Annotated in this window: 7 protein-coding genes and 1 tRNA gene; 5 read left to right on the plus strand and 3 right to left on the minus strand. The window is 50.9% G+C overall.

The window, feature by feature from the left end; all coding sequences use genetic code 11:
• Positions 1 to 284 precede the first annotated feature (284 nt).
• The 3 genes from Q0294_RS00935 (at position 285) to Q0294_RS00945 (ending at position 2,780) form a co-directional block, all read left to right on the plus strand.
• Positions 285 to 358: transfer RNA gene (locus tag Q0294_RS00935), tRNA-Pro, on the plus strand.
• Positions 359 to 936: 578 nt separating this feature from the next.
• Positions 937 to 1,521: a hypothetical protein gene (locus Q0294_RS00940; protein WP_299459795.1), complete on the plus strand. Its 585-nt coding sequence runs from the start codon at positions 937 to 939 to the stop codon at positions 1,519 to 1,521.
• A gap of 269 nt (positions 1,522 to 1,790) precedes the next feature.
• On the plus strand, positions 1,791 to 2,780 hold the full coding sequence (locus Q0294_RS00945) for an aldo/keto reductase (RefSeq protein WP_299459797.1): 990 nt from the start codon (positions 1,791 to 1,793) through the stop codon (positions 2,778 to 2,780).
• A gap of 93 nt (positions 2,781 to 2,873) precedes the next feature.
• Here Q0294_RS00945 and Q0294_RS00950 read toward each other — a convergent pair whose 3' ends face one another.
• On the minus strand, positions 2,874 to 3,458 hold the full coding sequence (locus Q0294_RS00950) for a TetR/AcrR family transcriptional regulator (protein ID WP_299459800.1): 585 nt from the start codon (positions 3,456 to 3,458) through the stop codon (positions 2,874 to 2,876).
• A gap of 386 nt (positions 3,459 to 3,844) precedes the next feature.
• On the opposite strand from Q0294_RS00950, the gene Q0294_RS00955 reads away from it, so the two are divergent.
• On the plus strand, positions 3,845 to 5,254 hold the full coding sequence (locus tag Q0294_RS00955) for an efflux RND transporter periplasmic adaptor subunit (RefSeq protein ID WP_299459802.1): 1,410 nt from the start codon (positions 3,845 to 3,847) through the stop codon (positions 5,252 to 5,254).
• Positions 5,255 to 5,256: 2 nt separating this feature from the next.
• A complete protein-coding gene (locus Q0294_RS00960) occupies positions 5,257 to 8,496 on the plus strand; it encodes a multidrug efflux RND transporter permease subunit (protein ID WP_299459804.1) in 3,240 nt (1,079 codons plus the stop codon).
• A 117-nt stretch (positions 8,497 to 8,613) separates the two neighbouring features.
• Here the strand turns inward: Q0294_RS00960 and Q0294_RS00965 are convergent, their stop codons facing one another.
• Positions 8,614 to 9,045 carry an OsmC family protein gene (locus Q0294_RS00965; protein ID WP_299459807.1) on the minus strand — a complete coding sequence of 144 codons (432 nt, stop codon included), beginning with the start codon at positions 9,043 to 9,045 and terminating at the stop codon, positions 8,614 to 8,616.
• A 115-nt stretch (positions 9,046 to 9,160) separates the two neighbouring features.
• On the minus strand, positions 9,161 to 11,905 hold the full coding sequence (locus tag Q0294_RS00970; RefSeq protein ID WP_299459810.1) for a glucosidase: 2,745 nt from the start codon (positions 11,903 to 11,905) through the stop codon (positions 9,161 to 9,163).
• Positions 11,906 to 12,112: the final 207 nt, after the last annotated feature.

Raw genomic sequence — 12,112 nt, forward strand, 5'->3', positions numbered from 1 at the left:
GAAACACAAATACCGCATAAACTACTACTAATATACAACTTACATCAACCCATCAAAACCCGTTAAATAAACTCGAAACCGCGAACCCAACGCCTTTGAAACAATTCCAGCGATGAATCGGTTGGTGAAAGATGCAGTTTTACTGGTTTTCGCCGATTATTTTGAAGACAAAAGCGGGTAAGTGACTCGGTTATCTTGAATTTCTCAGGCGAGCGTGCGATAAAGTGCGAATAAGAAGTAAGTTATCGTTTGCTGAACAATCGAATCAGCATCGAAATCAAAATCGGGACGTAGCGCAGCCTGGTAGCGCGCTACACTGGGGGTGTAGAGGTCGCAGGTTCAAATCCTGTCGTCCCGACTATCTTTCCAACCAAACCCATCGTCGTTTTCGGCGGTGGGCTTTTTTCTTGGAATCGCAGTGTTTCTCACCCGTTTGAACGGTTCAAACGGTGTCCTGTTCTCCGAGGGTTGATCGACCGACATTTCTGCAAGTCGTTACCTACAGTTAGCTTGACTTGGTTTAAATGCTTGCTGCCTGATGAAATTGGAAGTCAGATTTGCTAGAACCTCGGTAACTCATTCGCGAAGAAGAGGACCAACAATGGAACCCCATCTCGCCGGATAATGCTGCGCCCGCTGAACCTCTCAAGCAGATTAACCGCTACCACATCGAGAAAGTCTTGGGTAAAAGGGGCAAGGGGCTTTGGTCTTATCTATCTGGCCCACGATGAGCAACTGGATCGACTGGTCGCCAGCAAGAAGGAGAACGACGAGTATCGAGGAGACAGACTTTTCCCAGATCAGAATAAGCGTCAGTAGGAGCGGCATGAGTCCCGACTGAAGTCTCGAAACTTTCTCCACGGTTTCGGCGTCAAACATGTTGACGCCTTCAATACCCCGGTCCCGCAGTAGAATTCGCACAAAGGAAAGAAGGAAATGACCATTTCGCTGAGAGGTGCCGCTGTAATGATCGTGTTAACTGTCGCTGTGTCTTGCTGCTCGAAACTAACGCCAGACACAGTCGACTCAACTGAAGTTGCAAGCAATGGAACAATGGAAAGCATCATTTCCATCGAATTTCCGAGCATGGCGTATCGTTTCTCCCTTGCAGAAGTGACAAACGGCATAACCATTGATTACACAATTCGTGTCAAACAAGACATTTACGAAGTAATTCCACGTCCTCAAGACAATGGATCAGTGTCCGGGCCGGGGCCAAGTGGCCTATTTCCGTTCGAAAAAATCTCTGGCAACGGCCAGTCCTACTCGCTACGGGATATTGGTCTTGGTCCACAGGAGGAAAAACCAGCACGCACGATAAAGCACGGCGTCTATGCTGCGTCTTTCGAGTGGGATGGGCGCAATTGGATTGGGCCTTCCGACTTCGACAACCCGAAGGGCGATCCATTTCCACCTGGCAGCTACACTTTAACGGTAAGAATCGTTGGTGAAGTGGCAACTAAGGATGGAAAGAAGCCCTACGACATTGCCAACAGCGTTGAGGTAATTCTCGTTCCTTGAGCGCCTTTTTCAAAAGCAGTCTCGTTTCGTTTTGGGTGAGTGTTTCGTCGTCTGCCTGAACTGTTTTTCTTAACCTTTCGGATAGTCCGTTTACAACTCATTGACACAAATTCCTCTGAGATTAAAGGATTATTCAATACTCATCGAGCATTGTCATTTCGCCCCCCGATAATTCTGCCTAATATAGTGACCAGACCAAAGCCGATTCTTCAGACAACAAAAACACCCCAACTTAAAAAACTCGCCGAAACAACCAAAAGGAAATAGCAATGCAGAAACGGAAACTTGGAAACAGTAACCTGGAAGTCTCCGCACTGGGGCTTGGCTGCATGGGCTTGAGCTTCGGGTATGGTGAGCCCGTTGAGGAGCAAGCAGGAATCGCTTTGATCAGAACGGCCGTTGACCTGGGCGTTAATTTTTTTGACACGGCTGAAGTCTATGGAGCGTACACGAACGAAGAACTGGTTGGCAAAGCGTTGGCCCCCGTCCGTGATCAGGTAGTGATTGCCACCAAATTCGGATTTGCAATTGATGAGCAGGGCATACAGACCGGCCTCGACAGCCGACCGGAACATATTAAGGAAGTTGTTGATGCATCGCTGAAGCGACTGCAGTCAGACTATATTGACCTGCTCTATCAGCATCGTGTTGATCCCAACGTTCCAATCGAAGATGTGGCGGGAACGGTCAAAGAACTGATTCAGGCTGGCAAGGTGAAACACTTTGGCTTATCTGAGGCGGGCGTCGAAGTCATCTGCCGCGCCCATGCAGTGCAACCGGTTACCGCACTGCAGAGTGAGTATTCGCTGTGGTGGAGAGAACCGGAGGACGTGATCTTCCCGACACTCGAAAAACTCGGAATCGGCTTTGTTCCCTTCAGCCCCCTGGGGAAGGGTTTTTTGACCGGTAAAATCGACGAATCCACTACGTTTGACAGTAGTGATTTTCGCAATAAAGTCCCGCGGTTCTCTCCAGAAAATCGAAAAGCAAACCTGGCACTGATTGAACTTCTTGATCGGATCGCAAAGCGTAACAACGCCACTACGGCGCAAATCGCCCTGGCCTGGATATTGGCCCAACAGCCTTGGATTGTTCCCATTCCGGGAACGACGAAAGTACATCGACTCGAGGAAAACATCGGAGCGGCTGAGATCAAGCTCTCCGAATCCGATCTCTCTGAAATCGAGAATGCCGCCGCTCAGATAAAAGTGAAAGGAGATCGATACCCTGAAGCCGCAATGAAAATGATCAATCGCTGAATACCAGACAGAAATTGTTAGACGCTTCTTTCAGAAACGCTCACGTTCCCTTCCGAATCGTTCTTCCCGCACACACGGAACAAGAACACAATCTCAAGGAAAAGCCAGCAGGGCCAGTTTCGCAACCTGGTTTAGCTGGTCTCGTGTCGCATTTCCCGCTGCCTGTACGGCAATCCCATAGGAGACCGTTGACACATATTTGGCGAGATGCCCCGCATTCGAGCCAGCAGGGAGATCGCCGTCGGCTATTGACCGCTCGAATCGTTCACACAGCAGAGCCTCGCATTTTGTGCGGCGTTTTACCATTTCTTTGCGAATGGATTCGGCTGCGTCTCCACATGCCAGCGCACTTTGCACCAGGAAACATCCGCGAGGGTTACGCGGGTTTGTGATCAGTTCGATGCTCCCGCTCCACAGTTTTTCAACGACTGCACGAGCAGTTGGTTCTTCGAGCGATTTATAAAAATGGCAGGCGCGACCTTCCAGATAACGATCAATGGCTTTACGAAATAATGCATCCTTGTTGCCGAATGCAGCATACAGACTGGGGCGATTGATTCCCATCGCATCGGTCAGATCGGGAAGCGAGGTACCTTCGTAACCTTTCCGCCAGAAAACGTCCAGCGCCTGGTCTAAGGCCTTGTTGACATCGAACTCGCGCGGACGTCCTACCGACATTCTGAACTATCCTTTTTTACTGAATGATACAATAAGGGACTTGACTGACCAAGACTAATTGTATATTTCTTACCTATCAGTATACAATTACTGAATCCAAATAATTCGCTTGATATACTAGATTGCAGGGTAAATTTCAGTTGCTGCGGAAATTTCCAAACGGAACAGCGTCTCAACCGCACAATATCTCGCCTCTGGATCGGCAAAGGTCAGCCTTTGTACATGAACAAAAAGAAGCCGAACCAGACAAATCCAAACCGGTCTTATTATTGATATCAAATCAGATCAGTTGCTCAAGAGGCGTCAAATTGCTCGCCTGCGGCGACATCGATTCAGGCACCAAATAGGCCTTAGGCATTTGTCGGAACAAAGAGGGAAACACAAAGATGTCGCGTAGCACAGTCCCTGTGTTGATGATTCTGCTATTAATTTCGTATTCCTGCAATCAGGATTTGCCCACCGCAGGCGCTCCTCCCTCACCAAAGGTGACGACCGCCAAACCACTCGTCATCCCCATCATTGAATGGGACGAATATACAGGACGTCTGGCTCCGATTGACGCTGTTGAGGTCAGAGCTCGGGTCAGCGGCTACCTGCAGTCAACTCATTTTGATGAAGGCCATCTGGTAAAAGAGGGAGATCTCCTGGCGATTATCGACCCTCGCCCCTTCGTTGCAGAAATGAATGCGGCAGCGGCCCGCTTAGAGGAAGCAAAAGCAATCCTCTCTGAATCAAATTCACTTCTCAAACAGTCTCAAGCGGAGAAAGCGGACTCTGTCGCGCTCCTCACTCTTGCAGAACAACGTGTAAAACGTGTTCATCAACTTGTGCGCAAAGATGCAATCACACAAGAAGAAGTGGAAGTTCGTGAGAGCGAACAGTTACAGGCAAAAGCGACACTTGAAGCGGCAAATGCGAAAATTGAATCGTCCAATGCACGGATTGCAACCTCGACAGCGGCCATCGAAACAGCGAAAGCAAATCTGGAGGCCGCACAACTGAATGTCCAATATACTCAAGTTCGAGCCCCCATCAGCGGTCGTATCAGCCGGCGTTTTGTGACTGAAGGAAATCTCATCAGCGGTGGCAGTGAACAATCCACGTTATTGACAACCATCGTGTCCGTCAATCCAATCCACTGTTACTTCGATGCCGACGAACAAGCTTTTTTGAAGTACGCACGCCTGTCCCGCGAAGGAACACGTGAAAGCTCTCGGGATGTCAAAAACCCCGTGTATATGCGCCTGATCGATGAGAGCGGATTTCCGCACGTGGGCCATATGGATTTCGTCGATAACCGCATCGACCCCAATACAGGAACAATGCGGGGACGTGCAATTTTCCCGAACGATGACGACACGCTGACACCAGGCCTCTTCGCAGAAGTTCGATTACCAGGCAGTGGGCGATACGATGCAATACTGATCCCGGACAGTGCCATCAGCAGCGACCAGACCGAGAAGTTCGTGTATCTTCTGGATGAGAGCAAGAAGGTGGAACGACGTCCGGTCAATCTGGGACCGATCGTAAAGGGGCTCCGCGTCATTCGATCCGGTCTGGATGGTTCAGAAATCTTAGTCACGCATGGTTTGCAGCGAATTTATCCGGGTGTGACAGTCGAACCAACTATGGAGGTCATCAAAGCGAGCGCTGATACGGGACTACCTGACAACTACGAACCCGTACCGCCGGAAAAATGGCTTTCCAGGCGTTCCAGCCCTGCACCTGCTGGTATTTCTTCCAACAATAATCATACAAAAACCAAATCTGCGGCCAGTCAAACTGGGGGACGCTAAATATGAAGTTCCCACACTTTTTTATTGATCGTCCCATCTTTGCATCGGTCCTTTCTCTTGTAATCGTTCTGGTGGGAGGACTGGCGTACTTTCTGCTTCCCGTCGCTCAATATCCGGAAGTCGCTTTACCTACCGTTGTTGTACGCGCCAGCTATCCGGGTGCCACTCCCGACACAATCTCCAAGACGGTGGCAACTCCACTGGAGCAGGAAATCAACGGCGTGGACAACATGGTCTACATGGAGTCGCAGGCAACGACTGATGGTTCAATGACACTGACGGTTTCGTTCGCGCTCGGAACTGATGTTGATCAAGCCCAGGTACTCGTACAAAATCGAGTTGCGATTGCAGAACCGACGCTGCCTGCTGAAGTGAGACAGATCGGCGTGACGACACGTAAAAGTTCTCCCGACCTAATGATGGTCATACACCTCTATTCTCCCGATGACTCACGCGACCAACTCTATATCAGTAATTACGCTTATCTGCAAATTCGCGATGTCCTCTCCCGCCTGGACGGAGTGGGGGATATTCAGGTTTTCGGTGGCACGCAATACAGCATGCGCGTCTGGCTGGATGTGGAACGGCTGGCGGCACTCGAGCTTACCCCCGGCGATGCAGTGCTGGCAATGCGTCAACAAAATATTCAGGTCGCTGCCGGCAGCATTGGACAGCAACCCTTGCCAGAGACCAAAGAAGCGTTTCAAATTAATGTTAACACCCTCGGGCGTTTGCAAACGGCAGATGAGTTCGGAGACATCATCCTGAAAACAGGCGTTGAGGGACGTCTGGTACGTTTGAATGATGTGGCACGCATTGAGCTGGGAGCCACCGACTATTCGGTACGCAGTTATTTGGGCGACAAAAACGCAGTGGCCCTTGCCATGTTTCAGCGTCCCGGATCAAACGCGGTCGCCACGGCAGAACGAATTATTCACACTGTTGAAGAATTATCACAACAATTCCCTCCCGGCTTAAAACATCAGGTGATTTATAACCCGACGGCATTTGTCGAAGATTCCATTGATGAAGTGTTCGTGACTCTATGGCAAGCCGGCCTGCTGGTAACTCTGACGGTATTCGTTTTCCTGCAAAACTGGCGTTCGACGATCGTACCGACAATTGCCATCCCCATTTCGCTGATCGGTACGTTTGCAGTCATGCAGGCCATCGGTTTCAGTTTGAATAATTTATCGCTATTCGGCCTGGTTCTCGCCATCGGAATTGTGGTTGACGATGCCATTGTCGTAGTCGAAAACGTGGAACGCCTCATTGCCACAGGGCTTTCTCCGCGTGACGCCACCCGCAAAGCGATGGATGAAGTTGGTTCCGCGTTGATTGCAACTACGCTGGTACTGATCGCAGTCTTTGTCCCGACAGCATTCATTGCCGGTATCAGTGGTCAATTCTATCGGCAGTTTGCGATCACCATTGCTGTCTCAACCACCATCTCAACATTCGTCTCTCTGACTTTAACTCCTGCAATGTGTGCATTATTACTGCGACCGCAAAAAGTAATACGGACCAGTTTAAACGGCTCATCCGGAAATCGGTTGACACGTTTCTTCGTCCGATTACGCGATTTTCCTTTTCGTATATTCAATAAAGCCTTTGATGTCACAAGCGACGTTTATGCAAGAATTGTAGCGCATGCCTTACGGATGAGTATGATCATGCTGCTGATTTATGGCGGTCTGATCGGCTTAACCTGGTTCGGTTTCACGCAAGTTCCCACCGGCTTTATCCCGGCACAGGACCAGGGTTACCTGATCATTGCAATCCAGTTGCCACCCGGAGCGAGCCTGAATCGAACCGATGCAGTAACACGCCGCATCACAGACATGGCATTGGAAGTACCGGGCATTTCAAACGCCGTTTCGTTTGTCGGTTTTTCGGGAGCAACGCGTGCCAACAGTTCAAACTCTGCTGCAATTTTCCCCGTTCTAACGGATGCCAAAGAGCGTGCAAAGGATGGTCTGGGTGTGAATGTGGTGCTGGCTGAATTGCGAAAACGAGTCAGTGTCATTGAAGACGCCAATGTCTTTGTAATTCCCCCTCCACCAGTGCGCGGCATCGGGACGGGCGGCGGTTTCAAAATGCAAGTTCAGGACAAATCCGGTGCCGGACTGGTGGCACTGCAAGAAGTGACCAACGCCGTCATCGCAAAGGCCAGACAGGAACCCGGGCTGGTCCAGGTATTTTCCAACTTTACGATCGGCACCCCGCAATACTATGCCGACATCGATCGTACCAAAGTTCGCATGCTGGATGTCCCGATCAGTAACGTCTTCGATGCGCTGCAGATTTATCTCGGCTCCGCTTATGTGAATGACTTTAATTTTCTGGGTCGTACCTATCGCGTCACTGCACAAGCCGACTATCAATACCGTGATGAACGAGAAGATATTGCCCGGCTTCGAACGCGCAGCAGCAATGGAGCGATTGTCCCCCTGGGTTCAATGGTCACATTACGTGAGACTACCGCGCCGGATCGTATTGTACGATATAACCTGTATCCTGCGGCTGACATCAATGGCGACACACCACCGGGTTTCAGTTCAGGTCAATCGATAGCCACGATGGAACGGATCGCCAGGGAAACGCTTCCTCCGGGCTTCGGTTTCGAATGGACCGATATTGCCTACCAACAAAGGGCGGCAGGAAATACGATCGTTTATATCTTTCCACTTTGTGTGCTGTTTGTTTTTCTGGCGCTTTCCGCACAGTACGAAAGCTGGCTTCTGCCTCTGGCTGTGATTCTGATTGTTCCATTGTGTTTATTGTGTGCGATCTTCGGAATCTGGCTGCGAGACATGGACAACAACATTCTTGTGCAGATTGGATTCATTGTTTTGATCGGACTGGCGTGTAAAAACGCGATTTTGATCGTGGAGTTTGCCAAGGCGGAAGAAGACGCGGGGAAGACGCCGTTCTATGCAGCGGTCGACGCCTGCCGCCTTCGATTGCGACCGATTCTGATGACCGCGTTTTCATTCATCCTTGGTGTGATTCCTCTGGTTATAGCAACCGGTGCCGGATCTGAAATGCGTCAATCCCTCGGTACAGCTGTCTTCAGTGGCATGTTGGGAGTCACACTCTTCGGTCTTTTTCTCACCCCGGTCTTTTACGTGGTGCTCCGAAAACTGGTTTACCAACCAGTTTCACCTGCGATAACCATGCAAAGGGCTTCAGAAACGCAGCAAGCTGATCCAACCAGTACCAGTAACAACCCTGTCGACTGAGTGATAAATGGGTGACATCGAGTCAAAAACTGAGTCCATCGGCGGGTCTGAGATCTATTGCAGAGATATCAGACCCGCCTTCTGTAGAATTCCGTTGGCAGACTTCAGCCTTTTTCGCTAGTCAAGCAGCGTGACATCCAGTGTAATCTCTGCTTTAAACAGCTTAGAAACAGGACAACCGGACTTGGCTTTTGCGGCAAGTTCTTCCAGTTTTGCTGTATCCGCCCCCGGTATTTTGGCCTTCAACGTCAGATGGATCGCAGTAATGGCGTACCCCTCTTCGACCTGCTCCAATGTGACCTCCGCAGAGGTTTCCATCTGCTCAGCAGTGAGACCGGCCTCACCCAGAATCAGGGAGAGCGCCATCGTAAAGCAACTGGCGTGAGCGGCTCCGATCAACTCTTCGGGATTACTCCCTTTCTGTCCTTCAAATCGGCTGGAGAAGCCATAAGGATAACTTGAAAGTGCACCACTCTCCGTCGAGATCGCTCCCTTGCCATCCTTGATCCCCCCCTGCCAGACAGCAGAGCCTTTGCGCTTGATTTTCATTCCAGAGTCTCCCTGTATTAATCGAAACTGTTGATGTTAAAGCACCGATTCTACTGAGAACACACCGTGATGTCACGAAACATTTCGACGCGCTCAGCAGTCACCTGACCTGCTGTTAAAATCGATGCTCGGCTTCTTCAGGATGTAATGCGCCTTTGGCGGTAACATCACTCTTATTTTTCGACTTGCAGCGGCTGGCCAATGTGCCGAGGATGGGCGAGATCAACGCCGTCCATCCGGTCTGGTGACTGGCACCTAACCCGCGTCCTGTTTCCGCGTCGAAGTACTCATAGAACAATACGAGGTCGCGCCAGTTAGGATCGTTCAACAAAACATCGGTGCGGAAGTAACTGGGACGGTCGCCTTCTTCGTTCGAAAGGAACAATTTTGATAACCGCTTACGAATTTCGTCGGCCACTTCCTGCAGGTCCATATATTTGCCCGAACGAGTCGGACATTCGACGCGCAGCGACTTACCATAGAACATGTGGTAGCGTTCCAGGGCTTCGATCAATAAATAGTTGAGCGGGAACCAGATGGGGCCGCGCCAGTTGGAGTTGCCACCAAACAGGCCGCTATCGGACTCAGCCGGCTGGTACTGCACACGCAGAAGCTCGCCGTTCAGTTCGTATTCGAAAGGATGCGCTTCGTGGTATTTGGACAGGGAGCGGATGCCGAAGTTAGATAAAAACTCGTCTTCGTCCAACAGGTAACGCAACATTCGCATCAAGCGTTCACGCGTGGGGATGGCCAACAAACGACGTCCAGCGTCGGAAGTTTCTGCATCGCGTTCCATGTAGGTCATGAACTTGGCTAATTCGGGACGGCTCTGGAGAAACCACTCCATTCGTTTGCGAAAACCGGGCAGCTTATCGATGGTCTCATCGAACAGCACGTCAACGGTAAACAGCGGTATCAGCCCGACAATCGAACGAATTTTCAGCGGGATACTACGTCCATCGAGATGGAGGTGATCGTAGTAGAAGCCATCTTCTTCGTCCCACAGCCCGGTACCGTCGAGTGAATTCATCGCTTCGGCGATCGAGACATAATGCTCGAAGAACTTTGAGGCCATGTCCTCATAGGCAGGATTGTCATCGGCCAGTTCAAACGCAATCGACAACATGCTGGAACAGAAGAAAGCCATCCAGGCAGTTCCATCTGCTTGTTCCAGGTGCCCGCCGGTGGGTAATGGCTTCGAACGATCGAAAATCCCGATATTATCCAGCCCCAGAAACCCGCCGCTGAAGACATGCTTGCCGCGGATATCTTTACGGTTAACCCACCAGGTGAAGTTAAGCAGCAGTTTCTGAAACACTCGTTCCAGGAAGATGCGGTCGCGATCGCCGTTGGAAGCGGTCATCTGATAGACGCGCCAACAGGCCCAGGCATGAACCGGCGGGTTTACGTCGCTGAAATTCCACTCGTAGGCAGGCAGTTGACCGTTGGGATGCATGTACCATTCACGGAGAAACAGAATCGCCTGTTCCTTTGCGAAAAAGGGATCAATTTTGGCAAACGGAATCAAATGGAAGGCCGAATCCCAAGCCGCATACCAGGGATATTCCCACTTGTCGGGCATTGAGATAATATTGCGATTGTATAAATGCCCCCAGTCGGCGTTCCGACTGCCAGGCGCGCCAGGGGCCGGTGGGACGGATTCCGCTGCTCCTTTCTTCGGATTTTTCAAAGAACGGGGAATCACGTAGTGATAGAACTGCTTGGTCCAGAGCAACCCGGCATCGGCCTGTCGCAGAATTTGTTGTTCGTCTGATGAAAGCCCTGGAGAAACAAGCGATTTTGCATAGCGATCGGCGTCTTCAATCCGCTGTTCCATGGCATCATCGAACCCGGCGCCAAACGCATGGACGGGCAGTTCGTCGATTGCCGACATCCGCAAACGAAATTGCACCGACTCACCCGCGGCAATCGTGCACTGAAAATGGGCTGCCGCTTTGGTTCCCGCGGGACGTGGATTCACGACCCCTTCTACGCCATCGACAATCGCTAAATGAAACGCATCTTTGCAGGAAGGACGCCTGCTGCTGGGATCGTCAAAGCGCCAGGTGTTGGTTTCATTTTCGGTAAAAAGCCATTGGGGGAGTTCACCGTCTGGACCGACATCAGCATAAAGTTGAAAGTCGCCAAGCGTTTCGTGTTTTGCCAAAAGCTGGTCGTTAGCCACTTGGGACAAGCTCGGTTTTTTGCCGGGATGCTCCAGTGTCGGGCCCCAGGTATTGCGATACCACCATGAAGGGAGGAAGTGCAGCGGCGCAGCTTCCGGCCCGCGGTTAAAAATAGTAACTCGGATTAATATGTCTTCGTCGGCCGCCTTGGCATATTCCATCTGTACGTCGAAGTAACGGCTTTCGTCAAAGATGCCTGTGTGGGTCAGTTCATACTCGGGCTCTTTTCGAGACCGCCGTGCGTTTTCTGCGCGTAGTTCGGCATACGGAAATTCAGCCTGCGGGTATTTGTAGAGCGCTTTCAAATACGAATGGGACGGCGTGGAATCGAGATAGTAGTATGCCTCTTTGACATCTTCGCCGTGGTTGCCTTCAGGACCAGTGAGTCCAAACAGACGCTCTTTCAGAATCGGGTCCTTACCGTTCCATAATGCCAAGCCGAAACAGAGCCGACATTGCCGGTCGCAAATCCCCAGCAGACCATCTTCCCCCCAACGGTAGGTGCGCCAGGTTGCTTCTTCGTGAGTGAAATCGAGCCAGGGATCTGCATCACCGGTACTTTCGCGTACAGTGCCCCATTGCCGCTCTGCCAGATAGGGCCCCCACCGTTTCCAGTTGGCCCCCGACTCATGACGCGATTCCGCTAAAAGACGCTCCCATTCCGCTTCAGGCATAGATGTTCCAACTTTTCCAACAGTGAGGCAGAGGCAGGCGTGCCCAATAAATTTGCGATATGTGCGCAAGAAAACTGCTTTCCTACGCAGGAAGAAGCGTTTCTACACTCGGAAACCGCTTCTGATTCAATAAATGCGAATATCGTACCTATCCTTTAGATCTGGTCGACATTTTTCGCTGGAAACTTCATGACTTGCGTAAAACAT

Origin of the sequence: uncultured Gimesia sp. (assembly GCF_937919775.1) — a bacterium.
Classification (GTDB): Bacteria; Planctomycetota; Planctomycetia; order Planctomycetales; family Planctomycetaceae; genus Gimesia.

What these genes read in the sequence shown, in the direction of transcription:
- Q0294_RS00965 (WP_299459807.1), bottom strand. Translation starts at nt 9,045, where the DNA reads ATGAAAATCAAGCGCAAAGGCTCTGCTGTCTGGCAGGGGGGGATCAAG.
- Q0294_RS00940 (WP_299459795.1), top strand. Translation starts at nt 937, where the DNA reads ATGACCATTTCGCTGAGAGGTGCCGCTGTAATGATCGTGTTAACTGTC.
- Q0294_RS00970 (WP_299459810.1), bottom strand. Translation starts at nt 11,905, where the DNA reads ATGCCTGAAGCGGAATGGGAGCGTCTTTTAGCGGAATCGCGTCATGAG.
- Q0294_RS00950 (WP_299459800.1), bottom strand. Translation starts at nt 3,458, where the DNA reads ATGTCGGTAGGACGTCCGCGCGAGTTCGATGTCAACAAGGCCTTAGAC.
- Q0294_RS00960 (WP_299459804.1), top strand. Translation starts at nt 5,257, where the DNA reads ATGAAGTTCCCACACTTTTTTATTGATCGTCCCATCTTTGCATCGGTC.
- Q0294_RS00955 (WP_299459802.1), top strand. Translation starts at nt 3,845, where the DNA reads ATGTCGCGTAGCACAGTCCCTGTGTTGATGATTCTGCTATTAATTTCG.
- Q0294_RS00945 (WP_299459797.1), top strand. Translation starts at nt 1,791, where the DNA reads ATGCAGAAACGGAAACTTGGAAACAGTAACCTGGAAGTCTCCGCACTG.